Annotated in this window: 17 protein-coding genes, 7 tRNA genes and 3 rRNA genes; 3 read left to right on the forward strand and 24 right to left on the reverse strand. The window is 39.7% G+C overall.

Going from position 1 to position 20283, the window contains the following annotated elements:
- Positions 1 to 132 precede the first annotated feature (132 nt).
- From VXM77_RS09520 to VXM77_RS09625, 22 genes are all read right to left on the reverse strand, one after another.
- On the reverse strand, positions 133 to 1122 hold the full coding sequence (locus tag VXM77_RS09520; RefSeq protein WP_161832802.1) for a LacI family DNA-binding transcriptional regulator: 990 nt from the start codon (positions 1120 to 1122) through the stop codon (positions 133 to 135).
- A 132-nt stretch (positions 1123 to 1254) separates the two neighbouring features.
- The gene (locus tag VXM77_RS09525; RefSeq protein WP_161832801.1) at positions 1255 to 1776 is read right to left on the reverse strand and encodes a tRNA (cytidine(34)-2'-O)-methyltransferase; all 522 of its coding nucleotides are present in this window, start codon (positions 1774 to 1776) and stop codon (positions 1255 to 1257) included.
- A 120-nt stretch (positions 1777 to 1896) separates the two neighbouring features.
- Entirely contained in the window at positions 1897 to 2988 is a 1092-nt protein-coding gene (queG, locus tag VXM77_RS09530) for a tRNA epoxyqueuosine(34) reductase QueG (RefSeq protein ID WP_202618808.1), read from the reverse strand.
- A gap of 101 nt (positions 2989 to 3089) precedes the next feature.
- Positions 3090 to 3875 carry a DUF1189 family protein gene (locus VXM77_RS09535; RefSeq protein ID WP_161832800.1) on the reverse strand — a complete coding sequence of 262 codons (786 nt, stop codon included), beginning with the start codon at positions 3873 to 3875 and terminating at the stop codon, positions 3090 to 3092.
- 81 nt (positions 3876 to 3956) lie between these two features.
- Positions 3957 to 4045: transfer RNA gene (locus VXM77_RS09540), tRNA-Leu, on the reverse strand.
- A 15-nt stretch (positions 4046 to 4060) separates the two neighbouring features.
- A tRNA-Cys gene (locus VXM77_RS09545) sits at positions 4061 to 4134 on the reverse strand.
- Between the two features lie 21 nt (positions 4135 to 4155).
- A tRNA-His gene (locus VXM77_RS09550) sits at positions 4156 to 4231 on the reverse strand.
- Positions 4232 to 4236: 5 nt separating this feature from the next.
- Positions 4237 to 4312 (reverse strand) — tRNA-Thr (locus VXM77_RS09555).
- A 6-nt stretch (positions 4313 to 4318) separates the two neighbouring features.
- A tRNA-Val gene (locus tag VXM77_RS09560) sits at positions 4319 to 4394 on the reverse strand.
- A gap of 14 nt (positions 4395 to 4408) precedes the next feature.
- Positions 4409 to 4485: transfer RNA gene (locus VXM77_RS09565), tRNA-Glu, on the reverse strand.
- 9 nt (positions 4486 to 4494) lie between these two features.
- Positions 4495 to 4571 (reverse strand) — tRNA-Asn (locus VXM77_RS09570).
- 12 nt (positions 4572 to 4583) lie between these two features.
- Positions 4584 to 4692: ribosomal RNA gene (gene rrf, locus VXM77_RS09575) — 5S ribosomal RNA — on the reverse strand.
- Between the two features lie 57 nt (positions 4693 to 4749).
- Positions 4750 to 7643, reverse strand: a 23S ribosomal RNA gene (locus VXM77_RS09580).
- Positions 7644 to 7735: 92 nt separating this feature from the next.
- Positions 7736 to 9252, reverse strand: a 16S ribosomal RNA gene (locus VXM77_RS09585).
- The 16S, 23S and 5S rRNA genes sit together here with 7 tRNA genes alongside, the layout of an rRNA operon.
- Positions 9253 to 9355: 103 nt before the next feature.
- Positions 9356 to 9514: a hypothetical protein gene (locus VXM77_RS09590; protein WP_338506168.1), complete on the reverse strand. Its 159-nt coding sequence runs from the start codon at positions 9512 to 9514 to the stop codon at positions 9356 to 9358.
- 380 nt (positions 9515 to 9894) lie between these two features.
- On the reverse strand, positions 9895 to 11007 hold the full coding sequence (locus VXM77_RS09595; RefSeq protein ID WP_161830955.1) for an aminopeptidase: 1113 nt from the start codon (positions 11005 to 11007) through the stop codon (positions 9895 to 9897).
- A gap of 8 nt (positions 11008 to 11015) precedes the next feature.
- Positions 11016 to 11552: a DUF402 domain-containing protein gene (locus tag VXM77_RS09600; RefSeq protein WP_161830954.1), complete on the reverse strand. Its 537-nt coding sequence runs from the start codon at positions 11550 to 11552 to the stop codon at positions 11016 to 11018.
- Positions 11553 to 11629: 77 nt separating this feature from the next.
- On the reverse strand, positions 11630 to 11965 hold the full coding sequence (locus VXM77_RS09605) for a thioredoxin family protein (protein ID WP_161830953.1): 336 nt from the start codon (positions 11963 to 11965) through the stop codon (positions 11630 to 11632).
- The gene (locus VXM77_RS09610; RefSeq protein ID WP_161830952.1) at positions 11946 to 12299 is read right to left on the reverse strand and encodes an arsenate reductase family protein; all 354 of its coding nucleotides are present in this window, start codon (positions 12297 to 12299) and stop codon (positions 11946 to 11948) included. Before VXM77_RS09610 ends, VXM77_RS09605 begins: the two co-directional genes overlap by 20 nt.
- A gap of 146 nt (positions 12300 to 12445) precedes the next feature.
- Positions 12446 to 12643 carry an alpha/beta-type small acid-soluble spore protein gene (locus VXM77_RS09615; RefSeq protein WP_161830951.1) on the reverse strand — a complete coding sequence of 66 codons (198 nt, stop codon included), beginning with the start codon at positions 12641 to 12643 and terminating at the stop codon, positions 12446 to 12448.
- A 171-nt stretch (positions 12644 to 12814) separates the two neighbouring features.
- Positions 12815 to 13021, reverse strand: a complete 207-nt coding sequence (locus VXM77_RS09620) for an alpha/beta-type small acid-soluble spore protein (protein WP_304940768.1) — start codon at positions 13019 to 13021, stop codon at positions 12815 to 12817.
- Between the two features lie 41 nt (positions 13022 to 13062).
- Positions 13063 to 13263 (reverse strand): alpha/beta-type small acid-soluble spore protein, encoded by a 201-nt coding sequence (locus VXM77_RS09625; protein ID WP_262951237.1) that lies wholly within the window; start codon positions 13261 to 13263, stop codon positions 13063 to 13065.
- Between the two features lie 191 nt (positions 13264 to 13454).
- On the opposite strand from VXM77_RS09625, the gene VXM77_RS09630 reads away from it, so the two are divergent.
- Positions 13455 to 14186 (forward strand): ATP-binding protein, encoded by a 732-nt coding sequence (locus tag VXM77_RS09630; RefSeq protein ID WP_161830948.1) that lies wholly within the window; start codon positions 13455 to 13457, stop codon positions 14184 to 14186.
- Between the two features lie 21 nt (positions 14187 to 14207).
- Here the strand turns inward: VXM77_RS09630 and VXM77_RS09635 are convergent, their stop codons facing one another.
- The gene (locus VXM77_RS09635; RefSeq protein ID WP_262953657.1) at positions 14208 to 14867 is read right to left on the reverse strand and encodes a YetF domain-containing protein; all 660 of its coding nucleotides are present in this window, start codon (positions 14865 to 14867) and stop codon (positions 14208 to 14210) included.
- Positions 14868 to 15017: 150 nt separating this feature from the next.
- Here VXM77_RS09635 and VXM77_RS09640 point away from each other — a divergent pair, with 150 nt between their 5' ends.
- Positions 15018 to 16304 carry an ISL3 family transposase gene (locus VXM77_RS09640; protein ID WP_289461271.1) on the forward strand — a complete coding sequence of 429 codons (1287 nt, stop codon included), beginning with the start codon at positions 15018 to 15020 and terminating at the stop codon, positions 16302 to 16304.
- 127 nt (positions 16305 to 16431) lie between these two features.
- Here VXM77_RS09640 and VXM77_RS09645 read toward each other — a convergent pair whose 3' ends face one another.
- Positions 16432 to 18867, reverse strand: coding sequence for a U32 family peptidase (locus tag VXM77_RS09645; protein WP_338506170.1), 2436 nt, complete (start codon positions 18865 to 18867; stop codon positions 16432 to 16434).
- Between the two features lie 190 nt (positions 18868 to 19057).
- On the opposite strand from VXM77_RS09645, the gene VXM77_RS09650 reads away from it, so the two are divergent.
- Complete coding sequence (locus VXM77_RS09650; RefSeq protein WP_237658864.1) at positions 19058 to 20143, forward strand: LCP family protein; 1086 nt, start codon at positions 19058 to 19060, stop codon at positions 20141 to 20143.
- The last annotated feature ends 140 nt before the right edge of the window (positions 20144 to 20283 follow it).

Below are 20283 nucleotides of genomic sequence, written 5' to 3' on the forward strand. Positions count from 1 at the left end.
TCTTATAGGGGAACGTTCCCACCTCCGTGAAAAAAATGAAGAACATCATCGTTCCTTTCAACATTTCTCCCTCACTTTGAGGGAACGTTCCCATAATGCATAAAAAAATAATAACCTTCATTACGAAGATTATTATACACTATCCCGTTCCATAAGTCTATAGTTCAAAACAAAATCGCTTTCAATTTTTTTTGAGCTTTCTTTACCCGATTTAATAAGTTCAATTAACAGACTGGCGCTTTGAGCCCCCATTGTTTGAAAATGATAGTGAATCGTTGTTAATGAAGGCGTCATATAGGCCGAAATTTTACTATCCCCCAACCCCATAACTGCTACATCTTGAGGAATTTGATACCCATGCTCCTTCAAATACTCCATACATCCAATAGCTAGATGATCCGTCACTGCAAAAATAGCCGTTGGTGGTTTAGGTAAAGACATTAACTTTTCCGTTAACTGAAATGCACTTTCAGGACTAAAATCACCAATTTGTATATAGTCCTCATTAATATGAAGATTCTGACTCTTTAATGCATCCAAATAACCCTTTTTACGATCAATTCCTACTGCAACATCATATTCTCCAACACCAATAAACCCAATCGAGCGATGTCCCTTGTCAATTAAATAGTGAATGGCATCTTTAGATGCATGATAATCATCATGAATAATACACGGATAATCTTTCACTTTTTGGGCAATGACAACGAGAGGAATTCGTAGCTGATCAAAAAGTTTCCGATGTTCGGATGTTATTTCTGTCGCCATAAAGATAATCCCATCTACTTGATTTTTAAAAACCTTTAAATAATTTTTCTCCTTTTCAATCGATAAATTAGTATTTCCAATCAACACTTCATATCCCATTCGACTCAACTCACTTGTGACTCCTTCAATCACACGTGCGGCTGTTTCAGTACTAATTTTAGGGACAATCACACCTATTAAATTGGTTCGTTGAGAACGCATCGCCTGGGCCTGGCGTTTTGGGACAAACCCTGTTTGCTCAATTACTTCTTTTATTTTCTCAGCAGCCTCTTCACTGACATACCCACTATTTAAATACCTTGAGACGGTTGATTTTGAGACCCCTGCTAACTTTGCAATTTCAATTATATTCATTAAAACACCTGCTCAATCTCCGTCTATCCTAACGGTTTTTTCCTTAAAAAATCTTTTTCAGCCAATATCAGAGTTCTCATCCCATATAAAAGGCGGTGAATAACCCCATATTCTCCCGCCTTTTATCGTTGTTTATTCTTCGTCACGCAGCACCCAGTCTGCTCCTTTGAATGGTTCTACCGTCCATAAATCTAAAAACTCTTGTTGACGTAATGCTTCGTATGCTAAAATGGCCGCCACATTTGAGACGTTTAATGAACGCACCTTGTTCGTCATTGGAACACGGAAACAATTTTCAAAATAAGGTCGAAGGATTTCTTTCGGAATCCCACTACTTTCAGCACCTAAAATAATATAGTAATCTTCCTTAGGATTAGAAAAATCCATTTGTGCGTGATTTTTCTGTCCATAACGCGTGCAAAAACAAAATTTACCGCCACGGTTTTTTTCAACAAAATCTTCCCAGTTTTCATAAACCGTATAGTCTACTTCATTTATATAGTTTGCACCCGAACGCTTAATACTTTTTTCATCCAATGAAAATCCCATTGGTTTAATTAAGTGTAATTTAATATCCGTTGCTGCACAAGTACGCATAATATTCCCAGTATTTTGAGGAATTTCAGGATTATATTGAACTAAATGAATTGCCATAATTAATCACCTCAACGATTTTAAAATAGTGCAACCACCGTCTTCAAAAATAAACGGGTGCTAACTCTATTCCATCTACCTTATATTTTAACACAAAAAAACTCACTTTTTGAAAGAATCTTATCTTTTCTCTAACCTTATATACGCCTGTTTAGCTGCTTCCCTTAGCCAATCGGGACCTTGTCCATCTCTAATTTTCAAAATTTCTGGTAGAGCCTCTTTATATCTATAAAAACCTGCGTTAAACATCGCGTTTCGTTTTAACACGGTAACGCCGCGCCACGATCCGGCTAAGTGACCATACTTTAATTTAAATTCCTTATTTGTCATCGTCAAAATCTCCTTAATTTTAGGAAATTCAACACCTGTCGGCTCTAATTCAGGATGATGATGAGAATCGACGTCTGCATTAAATGGACAAACTTCTTGACAAATATCACAACCGTATATATTCTGACTAATTCGTTCATATAATTCAGGATTTAAGTACTCCTTTGCCTGCGTCACATAAGAAAGACATCGTTTTTCATTTAAGCTTCCATCCGGTTGAATAGCCTTTGTTGGACAGGCACGAACACACCGATCACATGTCCCACACTGACGCTCTAAACTACGATCAGGGCTAAACTCGTAATTCACTAATAATTCCCCTAAATAAATATAGCTCCCAAACTCTTGATGAATAATGGAACTATTTTTTCCACTAAAACCTATTCCACTACGTAATGCGATGGCACGATCGTTAAAAACCCCCGTGTCCACACTCCTAATCACCTTTATTCCCGAAACTCTTTCCTTCAACCATTCCTCTAGCATGTGTAGTTTATGATCAACCACCTGATGATAATCATTCCCCCATGATGACCTCGAAAATTGTACAAACGGATCATCCTTTTCCTGCTTAGGCAAACAAGTCTTACGAGGATAAGTGATTGCAATTGAAATAAACGATTTCGCATCCTCCATCGACAACAAAGGATTCGTACGCTCTTCAATGGATCCTTTTGTTAAATGAGATGTCCATTCCAACTCGTCCCTTTTCCTTAACTCCTTCTTTAAGAATAGGAAAGGTTCTACCGTACTGAAACCAATAGCATTGATTCCAATGGTTTTACTAAATTGAATTAATTCCTCTTTGATGTGATCAGAATTTAAACGATTAACTTCTTGTATCGTACATTTATTTATTATTTCCCTTTGTTCCAAATCCATCACCTTTCTTTCCTTTTACTTTACTAGGATTTTAAGTGAAACGCAAGTAAAATCATTGCACCCCAAATTGTCGCACTTTTTCACGAATAAAAAAAGCAGGCTTAGCCTGCTCGCTGTCCCGATAAATAGGGCTCTACTCTCGATCGGTAAACAAAAAATAATACAATCAAGGTTCCAATATTATAAATAATGATGGACCAGGCTCCATTAAACATCCCAATCACTAAAGACATAATCGCCGGAAATGTCGACGAATAAATCACGAGATTTAACACCTCTTTATAGCTTAAAAACGATTGGCGCCCTATTCTTAATAACATAAATAAGACAGAGACTATTAAAACAAATCCGAATGTCAATAAGATCCCTGACTGATACGTCTCTAATAACATAGCTGGCATAAACATGGGTTTAATAGTGGAAGCTACACGCATAAACATTTCATCATAAGTTATATTTGAAAAGTCAACACCCTCAAATTTTGAATAATCAAATTTATAATTCATATCATCTATTACAAATAAAAAATGATCCTCATTAAAGATTAGCCCATTTCTAACCGTGCTAGTCGGTAAATTAAAGGCCACCCTAACCTCATTTTGTAACACAATATCTAGAGATTGCTTACAACTAAGTTTATAATTATTAACCACGCAATCATCCGGTAAATTATCTTCTAATAAATGTTGCGAAGATTCTGAAATATCCCAAACATTTAAGTCCCATCTATACGGAGCATCACCGATTAAAACAAATGCTGTAGGCGTCATTTGCATTATTGATAATATAATTAAAAACACTAGGCTAACAAGTATCGAAGATTTTCTTAAATAAAATATTGCGTCAATCGAATAGCTGGTTTCTAACATGCATTTTAATTTTTTCATTGTATACACGCCCATTTACATCACAAGTATTTTTTCTATTAAACAAAAAAAAAGAGTATATTCTACTCACTTAAATAAAATTGGTGCCTAGGGCCGGAATCGAACCGGCACGGGTGTCACCACCCGCAGGATTTTAAGTCCTGTGCGTCTACCAGTTCCGCCACCCAGGCACATTATTATCTAATTGGAGGCGCCAATCGGATTTGAACCGATGATCAGGGAGTTGCAGTCCCACGCCTTACCACTTGGCTATGGCGCCTAATTTTCTATTTATTAAATCTGGGGCGACTGATGGGAATCGAACCCACGAATGTCGGAGCCACAATCCGATGCGTTAACCACTTCGCCACAATCGCCATTATGGTGCCGGAAGCAGGACTTGAACCCGCAACCTACTGATTACAAGTCAGTTGCTCTACCAATTGAGCTATTCCGGCTATTTATGGTGGAGGATGACGGGCTCGAACCGCCGACCCTCTGCTTGTAAGGCAGATGCTCTCCCAGCTGAGCTAATCCTCCACTTTTATTTTTAATGGTGACCCGTACGGGATTCGAACCCGTGTATGCATGCGTGAAAGGCATGTGTGTTAAACCGCTTCACCAACGGGCCATTTTTTAATGGCGCCCCAACTAGGACTCGAACCTAGGACCCCTTGATTAACAGTCAAGTGCTCTAACCAACTGAGCTATTGAGGCTTTTTATTTATGGCCTAGCGACGTCCTACTCTCGCACTTGCGTACTACCCTCGGCGCTAAGGAGCTTAACTTCTGTGTTCGGTATGGGAACAGGTGTGCCCTCCTTGCCCTTATCACTAGACCTTCTGTCAGATTTCATCAATCTCACAAAACTAGATATCTTCTGCTTACTTCCTTATTAGTTAAGTCCTCGATCGATTAGTATCAGTCCGCTTCATCTGTCACCAAACTTCCACTCCTGACCTATCTACCTCGTCGTCTTCAAGGGATCTTACTTCTTTCGAATGGGAAATCTCATCTTGAGGGGGGCTTCACGCTTAGATGCTTTCAGCGTTTATCCCTTCCACACGTAGCTACCCAGCTATGCTCCTGGCAGAACAACTGGTACACCAGCGGTGTGTCCATCCCGGTCCTCTCGTACTAAGGACAGCTCCTCTCAAATTTCCTACGCCCACGACGGATAGGGACCGAACTGTCTCACGACGTTCTGAACCCAGCTCGCGTACCGCTTTAATGGGCGAACAGCCCAACCCTTGGGACCGACTACAGCCCCAGGATGCGATGAGCCGACATCGAGGTGCCAAACCTCCCCGTCGATGTGAACTCTTGGGGGAGATCAGCCTGTTATCCCCGGGGTAGCTTTTATCCGTTGAGCGACGGCCCTTCCATTCGGTACCGCCGGATCACTAAGCCCGACTTTCGTCCCTGCTCGACTTGTTGGTCTCGCAGTCAAGCTCCCTTCTGCCTTTACACTCTTCGAATGATTTCCAACCATTCTGAGGGAACCTTTGGGCGCCTCCGTTACTCTTTGGGAGGCGACCGCCCCAGTCAAACTGCCCACCTGACACTGTCCCCTGACCAGCTCATGGCCACGGGTTAGAACCCCAGTAACACAAGGGTAGTATCCCAACAGCGACTCCTCCAAGACTGGCGTCCTGGTCTCTTCGTCTCCTACCTATCCTGTACATGTGTCACCAGTGCTCAATATCAAGCTACAGTAAAGCTCCACGGGGTCTTTCCGTCCTGTCGCGGGTAACCTGCATCTTCACAGGTACTATGATTTCACCGAGTCTCTTGTTGAGACAGCGCCCAGATCGTTACGCCTTTCGTGCGGGTCGGAACTTACCCGACAAGGAATTTCGCTACCTTAGGACCGTTATAGTTACGGCCGCCGTTTACTGGGGCTTCAATTCAAAGCTTCGCTTGCGCTAACCTCTCCTCTTAACCTTCCAGCACCGGGCAGGCGTCAGCCCCTATACATCACCTTGCGGTTTAGCAGAGACCTGTGTTTTTGATAAACAGTCGCCTGGGCCTTTTCACTGCGGCTTGCTTTCACAAGCACCCCTTCTCCCGAAGTTACGGGGTCATTTTGCCGAGTTCCTTAACAAGAGTTCTCTCGCTCATCTTAGGATTCTCTCCTCGCCTACCTGTGTCGGTTATCGGTACGGGCACCTAATAAATTATCCCTAGAAGCTTTTCTTGGAAGCGTGACATCAGCTGACTTCACCCTTTCGGGCTTTCGGCATCACAGCTCAATGTTTCGCCATGCGGATTTGCCTACATGACCACCTCACTGCTTACACGTGAATCCATTCACACGCTCAACTTAGCCTTCTCCGTCACTCCTTCAGTTTATTAAGTGGTACAGGAATCTCTACCTGTTGTCCATCGGCTACGCCTTTCGGCCTCACCTTAGGTCCCGACTTACCCAGGGCGGACGAGCCTTCCCCTGGAAACCTTAGGCTTTCGATGGATAGGATTCTCACCTATCTTTCGCTACTCACACCGGCATTCTCACTTCTAACCGCTCCACAGCTCCTTCCGGTACTGCTTCTCCGCTGTTAGAACGCTCTCCTACCACTGACACTTCGTGTCAATCCGCAGCTTCGGCGGTCCGTTTAGCCCCGGTACATTTTCGGCGCAGAGTCACTCGACTAGTGAGCTATTACGCACTCTTTAAAGGATGGCTGCTTCTAAGCCAACCTCCTAGTTGTCTGTGCATCTCCACATCCTTTTCCACTTAACGGACACTTGGGGGCCTTAGCTGGCGGTCTGGGCTCTTTCCCTTTTGACCATGGACCTTATCACCCACAGTCTGACTCCCGATCATATCTATCTGGCATTCGGAGTTTGATTGAGATCAGTACCCCGAGGTGGGGCCATCACCCATTCAGTGCTCTACCTCCAGTAGACTCTTATCGAGGCTAGCCCTAAAGCTATTTCGGAGAGAACCAGCTATATCCGTGTTCGATTGGAATTTCACCCCTAGCCACAAGTCATCCAAGCACTTTTCAACGTGCCCTGGTTCGGCCCTCCAGTCAGTGTTACCTGACCTTCAGCCTGCTCATGGCTAGCTCACACGGTTTCGGGTCTACAACATCGTACTCCTCGCCCTATTCAGACTCGCTTTCGCTTCGGCTCCGTCTCTTCAACTTAACCTTGCACGATATCGTAACTCGCCGGTTCATTCTACAAAAGGCACGCCATCACCCTTTAACGGGCTCTGACTAGTTGTAGGCACACGGTTTCAGGTTCTCTTTCACTCCCCTTCCGGGGTTCTTTTCACCTTTCCCTCACGGTACTGGTTCACTATCGGTCACTAGGTAGTATTTAGCCTTACGAGATGGTCCTCGTTGCTTCCGACGGGATTTCTCGTGTCCCGCCGTACTCAGGATCCCTTCCCTGCTTCACACAATTTCACCTACGGGACTCTCACCCCCTCCGGTTGGCCTTCCCAGACCATTCGGCTATCATGTTCAGTCATTTCTGAAGGTCCTTCTACCCCGGATTACTCCGGTTTGGGCTCCTCCCTGTTCGCTCGCCGCTACTTGGGGAATCGATGTTTCTTTCTTTTCCTCCAGGTACTTAGATGTTTCAGTTCCCTGGGTCTGTCTCCTCTATGGCTATTGATTCACCATACGGTGCTAGCGTATGACCACTAGCGGGTTTCCCCATTCGGATATCCCCGGCTCTTTGCTTACTTACAGCTCCCCGAGGCGTTTCGCCGTTTGTCGCGTCCTTCTTCGACTCCTAGTGCCTAGGCATCCTCCGTGCGCCCTTTATTACTTAACTTTTCTTCTTCAGAAGATATCTAGTTTTCAAAGATCAATTCTAGGAAAATCGAAATTCTCCCAAAACTAAACAGAACGTCTCTTTCTCCATAGAAAGGAGGTGATCCATCCCCACCTTCCGGTAGGGATACCTTGTTACGACTTCACCCCAATCATCTACCCCACCTTAGGCAGCTCCCTCCTTGCGGTTAGGCCACTGACTTCGGGTGTTGTAAACTCTCGTGGTGTGACGGGCGGTGTGTACAAGACCCGGGAACGTATTCACCGCGACATTCTGATTCGCGATTACTAGCGATTCCAACTTCATGTAGGCGAGTTGCAGCCTACAATCCGAACTGAGATTGGCTTTATGAGGTTTGCTCCACGTCACCGCTTCGCTTCTCTTTGTACCAACCATTGTAGCACGTGTGTAGCCCAGGTCATAAGGGGCATGATGATTTGACGTCATCCCCACCTTCCTCCAGTTTGTCACTGGCAGTCTCGTTAGAGTCCCCATCTTACTGCTGGCAACTAACGACAGGGGTTGCGCTCGTTGCGGGACTTAACCCAACATCTCACGACACGAGCTGACGACAACCATGCACCACCTGTATCCATTGTCCCCGAAGGAAACCCTCTATCTCTAGAGGCGTCAATGGTATGTCAAGACCTGGTAAGGTTCTTCGCGTTGCTTCGAATTAAACCACATGCTCCACCGCTTGTGCGGGTCCCCGTCAATTCCTTTGAGTTTCAGTCTTGCGACCGTACTCCCCAGGCGGAGTGCTTAATGCGTTAACTTCAGCACTGAGGTTCGACCCCCAACACTTAGCACTCATCGTTTACGGCGTGGACTACCAGGGTATCTAATCCTGTTTGCTCCCCACGCTTTCGCGCCTCAGTGTCAGTTGCAGACCAGGAAGCCGCCTTCGCCACTGGTGTTCCTCCATATCTCTACGCATTTCACCGCTACACATGGAATTCCACTTCCCTCTTCTGCACTCAAGTCAACCAGTTTCCAATGACCCTCCACGGTTAAGCCGTGGGCTTTCACATCAGACTTAATTAACCACCTGCGCGCTCTTTACGCCCAATAATTCCGGATAACGCTTGCCACCTACGTATTACCGCGGCTGCTGGCACGTAGTTAGCCGTGGCTTTCTCATAAGGTACCGTCAATTGATAGTCATTTCCTCCTATCACCTTTCTTCCCTTATAACAGAATTTTACAACCCGAAGGCCTTCTTCATTCACGCGGCGTTGCTCGGTCAGGCTTTCGCCCATTGCCGAAGATTCCCTACTGCTGCCTCCCGTAGGAGTCTGGGCCGTGTCTCAGTCCCAGTGTGGCCGTTCACCCTCTCAGGTCGGCTACGCATCGTCGCCTTGGTAGGCCTTTACCCCACCAACTAGCTAATGCGCCGCAGGCTCATCCATCAGTGATGCCAGGAGCATCTTTAAACTTTCGTCCTATCCGGTATTAGCGATCGTTTCCAATCGTTGTCCCCGTCTGATGGGCAGATCACCTACGTGTTACTCACCCGTTCGCCGCTTCCCACCGAAGTGGTTCGCTCGACTTGCATGTATTAGGCACGCCGCCAGCGTTCATCCTGAGCCAGGATCAAACTCTCCATAATTGTTTGTTTCCTTAGCTTGCGAAATTTCTTTCGCTCATGATTCTTGACGTTCTGTTTAGTTTTCAAAGAACTTCTCTCGCCTTTTGGCGACTTCTTTATCTTACTACATTCGACTTTTTTTGTCAAATGTTTTTTTATCTTTTTTTGCAAGATTTCTTGTCTGCCTCTCTTGCTTGTCTGCCTCTCTTGGCGACTTTTCTAGTTTATCATGTTCAACCGTTTCTGTCAAACACTTTTTAAATTTTTTTGTTTTCTTTTCCATCGCCCTGTTGGCGACTTCTCTATATTAGCATGATAAATATCAAAAATCAACTACATTTATCATTTTTTTATTTTTCCTAACATTTCTCCTATATATATCAAAGATTACCCATATTTTCTAACCCTATTCTCCCAAAAAATATAAGACTATGTATTCCAAACATTGGGGGATATAAAACTGAATGCGCCCCTTAAAATAAGAGAAAATCATCCTACTTTCTGAAATGAATTGGATCTCCCCCTCCTTGCTTAAAGGTTGCATTTTCTCTCGTCTAAGAACAATCTAAGGTACTTTATTTAATATTTCCTCTATTTTATTCATCCAAAAAGCGCCCTAGTAATTAGATCTCTTTCTAATACTTAAGGCGCCTCACGATATTTTTATATTAAATTTTCAGGATTTAAGCACTCTAACTCACTTAATACGAAGCGTCCATCTTTCCTAATTAAGACATCGTCAAAGTAAATTGATCCCCCTCCGTACTCTGGTCGTTGAATTAAAACTAAATCCCAATGGATAGCTGAACGATTTCCGTTATCTGCTTCTTCATAAGCTTGCCCCGGAGTAAAATGTAAACTTCCATCAATTTTCTCATCAAATAAAATATCCCCCATCGGGTGTTGGATTAAGGGGTTAACCCCAATAGCAAACTCTCCAACATAACGGGCTCCCTCATCAGAATTGAAAATTTCATTCAACTGTTCGACATTATTATCTGCTGTTGCTTTAATAATTTTACCATCCTTAAATTCTAGGCAAACATTACTGAAGACCGTTCCCTGATAAGGACTCGCTGTATTATATTGAATAACACCGTTGACACTATCTTTGATAGGCGCAGTAAAGACCTCACCATCCGGAATATTACAATCTCCTGCGCACGGAATCGCTGGCATTCCCTTGATTGAAAATGTTAAATCCGTACCCGGTGCAACAAGGCGAACTTTATCCGTCTTTTCCATTAATGTTTTTAAAGACTGCATCGCTTCATTCATTTTCGAATAGTCCACGAGGCAAACATCTAACAAGAAATTTTCAAATTGCTCTAAACTCATCTTTGCCTTTTGTGCTAAAGAAAAAGTCGGATAGTTTAATAAAACCCATTCCTTTGTATTCACGATTAAATTAGAAACTGGTTTCCCAACTTTCGCTTGCATCACCTTGATTTCTGAAGGAACATCACTATACTCTGAATCATTTTCATCGGCTATAATTGTAATAAACGCATCGATGTCTTTATACTTTTCAAGATTCCACTTTACCGTTTGTTCCATTCGTTCTTCTGTATTACCGAGTGAAATTTCACGACCAATCTCATCGTCCAATAACTCAATATGAGGATAAGCCCCCAAACGATAAGTATGTTTAATTAACTCCCTCATCAATGGCTTCGTCAAGACATTCCCTTTAATTAAAACGTGTTGTCCAGCTTTCACCTTATTAGAATACTCGAGTAACATTTTTGCTAATTTTTCTAATCGTGGATCACGCATGTTCTCACTCACCTTTTTATTAATCGTTTCTTATAAATATCATACCAATATTCTGCAAATCCTGGCGCAAAGGGACCTTTTTTAGATTCAATCATCTCCTTCAATAAAAGGAGTTGTTGATTAATTATTTCTTTAACCTCTGATGAATACCCCATTTCTTCCCCATGTCTACGATATTCCTCGACATCCAAAATATCGTATTTTAAATTAGGATAAACCTTTATATCTAAGTCGTAGTCAATATACTTTATCGTCTTTTGATCGTATACAAAAGGGGAACTTAAATTGCAATAAAAGTAAACCCCATCTTTACGCAACATGCATAAAACATTAAACCAATACTCACTAAAAAAATAGCATACTGCCGGTTCTCTCGTATACCACGTTCTCCCGTCACTTTCCATGACTAATGTTTTATGATTAGCCCCAATAACCACTCCATTAGATACATCTAAAATGGTCGTCTCCTGCCAAATGCGATGAATATTAGAGTTATGTTTATAGCTATGTATCTCGACTGTTTGTCCGATTTTCGGATAATTCATCGCCATCCCCTCTTTCGTTTAGTCATACATTTCCCATTATGTATTATTTTACCACGAAAATAGCGTTTCATCACAAACTATAAGTAAGAAGTTATTTTTTTATATAAAAAGGGGACAGAAATAAATGTATAAACTTTCTCTACACATTCTCCTTGATGATGAATCATTAGACACGGAACCGACATAATCTCATATTTTTGCGCCAGCTCACCATAATAATTTAAATTAATTTGCAGGAATGGTACCTGGGGTAATAAGTTAGATACAACCTCTAACATTCTTTTCGCCACCTGACACGTTCCACATATCGGTGTGTAAGCTAAGGTAATAACGATTTGCGTTGAATTCCATATTTCCTTTAATTGATTCTCGTTAACCTCTTGCAATTTCCTGCTACTTTTTCCACTGTTCATTGTAAGTGTCTTCCTTAAAACCTAAAGTTACCTTCTCTTCGTCATATGCAAGCGGGCGTTTAACTAACATTCCATCACTTGCTAATAGATCATAACACTCATCTAAACTCATTTCCTTTAATCGGTCTTTTAAACCTAACTCCCGATACTTCATCCCACTTGTATTAAAAAACTTTTTGATTTCTAATCCTGATTTCAAATGCAATTCTTTAATCTCATCTCTAGATAAAGGTTCTTCTACAATATGGCGAACAACTGCCTCTACATCATTATCTTTTAACCACTTTATTGCTTTTTTACACGTCGTACACTTTGGATAAACTAAAACATTCATATTATTACCTCCTATGACTAACATTATATCGAAATTTTAAATAGATGTCAGTTATTTGGCAATCCTTTCAAATAAAAACGATCCGTATCGGACCGTTTTTATTTGTGTAGTTTGTAGTCGTGTTGATTAGTTTAGTCGTAGTTTTTTTATTTTGTTTGATTCATTTGTTGTTGAGCTTGTGCCACAAGACGTTTAGTGATTTCTCCACCAACCGAACCATTTTGACGTGCAGTTGCATCTGCGCCCATTTGTACACCTAATTCATTTGCAATCTCTGCTTTCATATTATCGATTGCTGCTTTTGCACCCGGTACAACTAATTTATTTTTAGATTGATTTGCCATAGTTTCACCTCCTAACATTTTTAATATGTGATATTTCGACAAAATAATACGCCTTAAATTCATAAATCAATATAAATCCTTTCATTAAACAGATTCACCAATCTGCCATTATATTACTCATAAAAAAAGGAGAGCATTCAACTCTCCTTTAATACGTATATATTGGAATAACTATTTTGTTTGATTCATTTGTTGTTGAGCCATTGCCACTAATCGTTTAGTGATTTCTCCACCAACTGAACCATTTTGACGCGCTGTTGCATCCGCACCTAATTGTACACCTAATTCATTCGCAATCTCTGCTTTCATATTATCAATTGCAGCTTGAGCACCTGGTACAACTAATTTATTTTTAGATTGGTTTGCCATATTCGTCATCTCCAGACAGTTATTATACGTAAATTTATCTATCATGTGCATTATTTTGTTTGATTCATTTGTTGTTGAGCCATTGCCACTAATCGTTTAGTGATTTCTCCACCAACTGAACCATTTTGACGCGCTGTTGCATCCGGACCCATTTGTACACCGAATTCATTTGCAATCTCCGCTTTCATCGTATCGATTGCTGCTTGGGCACCTGGTACAACTAATTTATTTTTAGATTGGTTGTTTGCCATGTCGTTCACCTCCTGACAATCTTAATATGCGTTATTTCGACAATTTAATACATTTTTTTAATATTTTATTTTTTAAATACAAAAGAACAAATTCCCTTTTCAATACGTATTACCAAATTAATCTTTATACCAAATGATTGTTTTTTTCGACTTTATTCGTTATAATGTCAAGCGAAAGGTCGGTGAGTATTATGAAAAAGATCTTAGGTTGTATTAGAAAAGCGGATCAAGATTTTTCTTTAATTGAAGAAGGGGATAAAATTGCCGTTGGTGTTAGTGGGGGAAAAGATAGCATGGCCCTATTATATGCCCTACACCTTTATCAAAAATTTGCACCTGTTAAATTCGAATTAGTTGGCATCACTTTAAAACTTGGATTCCCCGGAATGGACTTTAACCCTGTCGTAGAATTCTGTAAAAAGCACGGAATCGAATATCACCTTGTTGATACAGAAGTCTATGAAATCCTAAAATTAAATGCTTCTTCAGACGGGAAAATTCCTTGCTCATTATGTTCAAAATTCAAAAAGGCCATCTTAATAAAAAAAGGAACCGAATTAGGATGTAATAAAATCTCAATGGCCCACCACGCCGATGACGCAGTTGAAACACTAGTCATGAATACGATGTACAACGGATTCCTATCAACATTCAAACCAAAAATGTACTTAGACCGAACCGATGTTACATTTATTCGTCCACTTGTTTATTGTTATGAAGACGATATTATTGCTGCTGCCAACCGTCATGTACCAATCGTACCAAGTACTTGTCCAATGGATAAGCACACGAGTCGTGAAGATGTTAAGCAACTATTAAAAAAATTATATGCTCAATACCCTATGGCAAAACAAAACTTATTAAATTCCTTATCAAATGGGGATCGTGTTTCACTATTTAATGATTTCAACGATAAAGAATAAGAGTCGTGGTTCCCACGACTCTTATTTTATTTTTAACTTTTTAATGCCGTCTTTCATATAAATAACGAGTTTTTGCTCTTCATAAAAAAGATATTCAACTTGCTCTAATCGATAAAACTGGTTTAGCTCTAGCTGATTCATTAACCAATCTGCATCCTTATCTAGACTCTCCAACGCCTTCAGCTTTACTTGTCCTGAAATGACTAGTGGTAATGGAAAAGTTTTTGTCGGATTTTTTTTCGTATAAACCGTAAGCTTTCCATTCTTTTCGACAATTCCATACTGAACTTCCTCGGGGGCAACCACATTATCTCCCCGAAGCAGCATCATTAAATCATCAAGGTCTACCCTAATTTTTTTTAATTCATCATAATCAACGAAGCCATTTTTTATCACCATTGAAGGCTCCCCCTCAATAATATCCCGCCCACGCGGATATTTAATTTGAAACTTCGCCATTAAAATTTGTAACATAACTAGCACTAGAACTCCGCCTAATGCATCTAACCAGTACTCCTCTTCTACAATTCCGCCTGCAGCTACATTGGCGATTAATATATTAATGACAATATCAACCGTACTTAACTGATTAACTTCACGCTTACCCATAATTTTAAAACACACTAATAAAACAACGTAAAAAAGACCCGCTAATAAAATAGATAAAATAATCTTTGACATAAAAAATTCCCCCTTAAAAAGAATGGTTCTATAATATTTAGTGTTGCTGATTAAGCAGCACTTTTTTCATAGGATAAAAAAAAAGAGACTTCAAGTCTCAATCCTGTTACAATGTTATCGACTAAAACAATATTGAAAGGATAAGATTTAATGTCTCACTCATATTTTACTAGAAAACTTTTAAATATTAAAGATAAAAATATTACATTTTCAGAAGATTATCTTGAGGAAGTGAAGTTGAACGGAATTACTAGCTTTATCTTTAAAGGTATTCTTACGTATCAACCGACTCATTGTCAAAAATGCGGAACCCTATTTGATTCAAAATTTAAGAAGCATGGATTTAAAACCTCTCGAATTGTCATTCCAAAAGTCTCTCTTCACGATACCTACTTAGACCTAAAAAAACAGCGTTATTATTGTGGGCATTGCCAGTCTACTTTTACACTAAGTACTTCAATTGTTGAAAAGAACTGTTACATTTCTTATCATACGAAACACGCCATTGCTTTAGAGGCCCAAAATAAAATTTCTGAATGTGATATCGCACGTCGCCATCAGGTCTCTCATTCAACCGTCAATCGAATCATCCATAGCTTTTATGAATCTCAAACCTTAAACCTTAATTATTTACCTGAAAATCTCTGTTTTGATGAATTTAAATCCGTTAAGTCTGCTGAGGGGCATATGTCTTTTATTTTTTGCGATGCTGACTCAAAACAAATCATCGATATCGTTGAAGATCGTCGTTTAAACTCCCTTCAAGCTTATTTTAAACGATACACAAAGGAAGCACGTCATCGAGTAAAAAATATTGTGATTGATATGTACGCTCCTTACATCAGCCTCATTAAGGATCTTTTTCCTCATGCCCAAATTATCATTGATAAATTTCATCTCGTTCAACATCTCTCTCGTGCACTGAACAAAACTCGAATCCGATTCATGAAAAAGTTCAAAAAGCATGGTCGTAAATTCAAACGTTATTGGCGCTTATTTTTAAAATCTCACGCTTTACTTAATACCACCACTTATCGATCAGTTTACTGCTTTAAACAACCCATGCGTGAAATTGATATCTTAAACTTTCTACTTGATTTATCTCCTGAATTAAAAGCAACCTATGATTTATATCAAGAGTTACTTTTCGCTCTTCAGACAAAAAACTTAAAACGATTTAATCATTTACTCGAAACGGAACATCCGCTTGTTTCTCCTGAGTTTCAAACGGCTTTCCAAACCTTTAAAACTTATCAATCCTATATTAAAAATACACTCTCAACTCATTACACAAATGGTCCCATCGAAGGAATTAATAATAAAATTAAGGTCATTAAGCGTATTGCCTTTGGATATCGTAGTTTCTATCACTTTAAATCTCGTATTCTCATGGTTCAAAATCTAACAAAGCCTAAAACGAAAATCCTAGCAGCATAGCTACTAGGATTTCGATTTGAATTTTCGTTGTAACAGGTTACAAATTAATCAGCAACACTATTTGACAAAGAACCAAAAGAATTTACCTTCTTTATTATGGAGGAATTTTTTTATTTATATACGTAAATTATTGAACCCCGCGGTGATAATGACCCTTCGTATAATCATCCTGATTTTTATATGACTCGAGCCATCCACGATCAAGGCTTCCTGTTTCTAGCACCTGTTGGTAGACCTTTATCGCATCTACTATCATTTCATCCGGTTCATTTGTAAACTCTAGGCGGAAATTGTGAATACCCATCTGTTGAAGTTCAGATAAAAATTCAATTAAAATCAGATGTTGCGAATTAAAAATTTCCGTAATACAATTTCCAGTTCTCAATAAAGGGAGAACCTTATTTTTACGATCTCTTAGTCCAAATGGCGTGCTCAAACACATTCGGCAAAACTCCTGTTGATTTAAAAGTTTGACCGGGCAATGTTTAGTAATCATCATAGGAATCCTTGTATATACAACCATTTCGATTGGAAGTGGCGTGTTTTTTACAAGTTGACGCATCTGTCTTTGATTGATTTCATATGAACATGTTACCTGGGAAATACTGAGCGACTTAAAAGCCTCAATACTTTGAACATTATTTGTGTTAAATGAAAAATCCGCTAAAAACGTATAATCTTTGTTTTTTAATGCCTCATACATCCCATATTCACCTAACATGATTGTCTGGATAGGTAAACTTTCAATCACATAGACTGCATATGAAATTTCTTCATCTGTCATAATCCGTGGAAGTTGAGGAATAACTGTCGCGCCATATTCATCTGCTAAATCAACGGCTCGTTTTAACGTTTTAATATCTTTATAATAAATCGTTTTAATATTTTGTGCTAACGTCACCTTCAATTGTTTAATATTTCGGACACTAACCATTAACGATGGGGTACAAGCCTGTTGATCACATGATGTGAGGATAGGCTCAACGACTGACTTTTGGCGGTCCGCATATTTTTTGACACGACGTTTTTCTAATTGTTCTAACAACTCACGTCTTATTTTATTAATGACTGAAATAGGTAACGTGATGCCTTCATCCATGGTGATATTAAGATAAGCAAAACTAAAAGGTGTACTTCCCGTTTTCTCTAATTGTTGTTTCAAACGACTTTGCGATAAAGGCGTCGTTTGAGCTTCAACAAAACATTCTTCACTTTCTACCGTTACCAAATTAGAGTCGTCATCCCAGGCCATTATTTTTAGCGGCTCCCCGTTTTTCGCACTGACCTCGCCGTAAATATTTATTTTATCAATAGATTTTTCATTTACAGCTGCCCGCTTACTTAAAGAAAAGGAAGTTGTCTTATAAATTTTCATGCCCTTCGTAACGGTAAATGGAAGTTCTAACTCCACGCCTCCTTTTTTTGCAAGAGTCGCAGTCTTTCCTTTAACAAACATCTTTTGTACTTGCAGTCCTTGATCCTTTTGATTTAGACTGACAAAACGCAACCCATCGCCTACCTCAAGAGTGGATTTTAATTCAATTGTCGCGCGTTTTCCTTTGACATGGGTCACCTCTCCGATAAGAATCCCCTTATGATTAGGACGGTCCGTACTCATCAGGCTTGATCCGCGCTCACCAAAAAGATATCCTTTCGTAAAGCCACGGCTAAAAATCTGATCCATATCTTCATGCATTTGCTTTGAAATTTTAATTTTGCGTGTCGCTACATACTGATCAATGGCTTCACGATATGCCTTAACAACCGTCGCGACATATTCTGGTTTCTTTAAACGCCCCTCGATTTTAAATGATGTCACCCCTGCATCGATAAGAGCTCCAATTTCATCAATCGTTTTTAAATCTTTTGGGCTTAATAAAAAGTCCCCTACTGAAGAATCCAATGTTTCTCCTGTTGAAAGGTCTACTAATTCATACGGAAGACGGCATGTTTGGGCACATGCCCCACGATTTCCACTACGTGCTCCAATCATACTACTCATTAAACATTGTCCTGAGTAGCAAACACAAAGTGCCCCATGGACGAAGACTTCAAGGTCAATATCTACCGCCTCTTTCATCGCTTTAATTTCTTCAAGCGTGTTTTCACGTGCAACGACGACGCGATCAGCTCCGAAATGTTTCGCAAATTCGACCCCTTTAGTATTATGTAACGTCATTTGGGTACTAAAATGAAGTTCAAAATCGGGATAAAGTTGTTTCACAAGGTGTGCTACCCCAAGATCTTGAACAATAATCGCATCTACATCATTTAAATATAGAAAATGAATATATTCTTTTAACGCTTCGAGTTCTTGATCAAAAATAGTGGTATTAACTGTAACATAAACCTTAACGTTATGTAGATGACTATATTTAATAACCTCGACTAATTCTTCATGGCTAAAGGCAGCTTCTTTTCGAGCTCCAAAAGCGGCTCCACCAACATAGATGGCATCAGCTCCATTTTTAACTGCTGCTAATAATCCTTCATGATGACCTACTGGTGCTAATAATTCAATGGTCGGCATTCGATCAGCTCCAATTTTCGTAATTTCTTTCATTGTAACATACATCTGAAAGTCGACCAATGACCAATTTTTTAGATTTTTATAAATTGCTAGTTATAATAACATAAATTTTGTAAAAATATATTAATAGGAAGTTTTTAATATTGTAATAAATACTCGCATATTATAAAATATTAGAGTTTACGCGACTAAACATGACTTAATGAGAAACTAGGTGAAGATAATGAGTAAGGAACGTGTAGAGATGCAACAGGAGGAAAAACAGCCTAAAAAGCGAAAGAAAAAGTATGGGTGTTTAAAGGGATTCTTAGTATTAATTCTCTTCCTTTTAATCATTGGTGGCGTCGTTTATGGAGCTGCCCATAAAATGTTATCGAATGTCGAGCGTGAAGAATTAACAGATTTAGACGTTTCACAGGAAATTTTAGACCTGAAAAAAGGAATGGGTGTGACGAACATCGCCTTATTCGGGGTAGACTCTCGTGAAGATGAATACAGCAATACTCGTTCAGATGCCATGATGGTCTTTTCTTTCAATAATAAAACAAACCAGGCTTATTTAACATCTGTGGTACGCGATACATTTGCCTATATCGATGAAAAACACGGATTTGAAAAAATTAACCATGCCTATGCCTACGGGGGACCATCCCTAGCTGTTTCTGCCATCAATCAAAACTTTGATTTAGATATTCAAAAATATGTCACCGTCAACTTCAATGCAGTCGAACGAATTATTAATAAATTAGGTGGTGTCGAAGTAGACGTTCAAGATTATGAACTCCAAGAATTAAACCGTGTGATTGCTGAAATGAATGTCGAAGTGAGTGGTGAAGAGGCGGCACTTATCGATGACATTGGTCTTCAAACACTTAACGGTCGTCAGGCTGTTGCCTATATGCGAATTCGTAAAGTAGGAAACGGGGATTATGAACGAATGGAGCGTCAACGACGTGTGATTGCACTTGTTGTTCAAAAAGCAGTTTCTTATAACAAAGTAAAATTAATGGGCTTAATGAAAGAATTTTTACCTTATATTCAAACTAATTTAACAACCAATGAAATTATCGCACTTGGAACTCAATTATTATTAAGCGGAGAGCGAGAAATAGAGCAACTCCAAATTCCATCGACTGACTTAAGTTACGGCTCAATTTTATCAGACGGCCTTTACTATTTAGTGCCAATGACACTAGAAAAAAACGTCGTTGAATGGCATGATAAAGTTTACGCGACTGATGAATACTCTCCAACGAGCGGACTTCTTGAAATTAATCGAAAAATTATTAATTATACTGGAATTTACTAAAATAAGTCATTCTTTGAGATGAACCTTAACCTTCTATCTCGTCATTAGAAAAGGCAATAAAATTATATCGGATAGGGCTGATTTAAATTTCTATTTAAAATCAGCCCTTTTAAATTTACTCTTTTCTTATAAGATGCTTA

The sequence above is a fragment of the Turicibacter sp. KK003 genome, assembly GCF_037014675.1.
GTDB classification, from domain to species: domain Bacteria; phylum Bacillota_I; class Bacilli_A; order MOL361; family Turicibacteraceae; genus Turicibacter; species Turicibacter faecis.

What these genes read in the sequence shown, in the direction of transcription:
- VXM77_RS09645 (WP_338506170.1), bottom strand. Translation starts at nt 18,867, where the DNA reads ATGAAAGAAATTACGAAAATTGGAGCTGATCGAATGCCGACCATTGAA.
- VXM77_RS09625 (WP_262951237.1), bottom strand. Translation starts at nt 13,263, where the DNA reads ATGGCAAACAACCAATCTAAAAATAAATTAGTTGTACCAGGTGCCCAA.
- VXM77_RS09520 (WP_161832802.1), bottom strand. Translation starts at nt 1,122, where the DNA reads ATGAATATAATTGAAATTGCAAAGTTAGCAGGGGTCTCAAAATCAACC.
- VXM77_RS09590 (WP_338506168.1), bottom strand. Translation starts at nt 9,514, where the DNA reads ATGGAAAAGAAAACAAAAAAATTTAAAAAGTGTTTGACAGAAACGGTT.
- VXM77_RS09605 (WP_161830953.1), bottom strand. Translation starts at nt 11,965, where the DNA reads ATGAACAGTGGAAAAAGTAGCAGGAAATTGCAAGAGGTTAACGAGAAT.
- VXM77_RS09615 (WP_161830951.1), bottom strand. Translation starts at nt 12,643, where the DNA reads ATGGCAAATCAATCTAAAAATAAATTAGTTGTACCGGGTGCAAAAGCA.
- VXM77_RS09630 (WP_161830948.1), top strand. Translation starts at nt 13,455, where the DNA reads ATGAAAAAGATCTTAGGTTGTATTAGAAAAGCGGATCAAGATTTTTCT.
- VXM77_RS09610 (WP_161830952.1), bottom strand. Translation starts at nt 12,299, where the DNA reads ATGAATGTTTTAGTTTATCCAAAGTGTACGACGTGTAAAAAAGCAATA.
- VXM77_RS09650 (WP_237658864.1), top strand. Translation starts at nt 19,058, where the DNA reads ATGAGTAAGGAACGTGTAGAGATGCAACAGGAGGAAAAACAGCCTAAA.
- VXM77_RS09525 (WP_161832801.1), bottom strand. Translation starts at nt 1,776, where the DNA reads ATGGCAATTCATTTAGTTCAATATAATCCTGAAATTCCTCAAAATACT.
- VXM77_RS09635 (WP_262953657.1), bottom strand. Translation starts at nt 14,867, where the DNA reads ATGTCAAAGATTATTTTATCTATTTTATTAGCGGGTCTTTTTTACGTT.
- VXM77_RS09600 (WP_161830954.1), bottom strand. Translation starts at nt 11,552, where the DNA reads ATGAATTATCCGAAAATCGGACAAACAGTCGAGATACATAGCTATAAA.
- VXM77_RS09595 (WP_161830955.1), bottom strand. Translation starts at nt 11,007, where the DNA reads ATGCGTGATCCACGATTAGAAAAATTAGCAAAAATGTTACTCGAGTAT.
- queG (WP_202618808.1), bottom strand. Translation starts at nt 2,988, where the DNA reads ATGGATTTGGAACAAAGGGAAATAATAAATAAATGTACGATACAAGAA.
- VXM77_RS09535 (WP_161832800.1), bottom strand. Translation starts at nt 3,875, where the DNA reads ATGAAAAAATTAAAATGCATGTTAGAAACCAGCTATTCGATTGACGCA.
- VXM77_RS09640 (WP_289461271.1), top strand. Translation starts at nt 15,018, where the DNA reads ATGTCTCACTCATATTTTACTAGAAAACTTTTAAATATTAAAGATAAA.
- VXM77_RS09620 (WP_304940768.1), bottom strand. Translation starts at nt 13,021, where the DNA reads ATGACGAATATGGCAAACCAATCTAAAAATAAATTAGTTGTACCAGGT.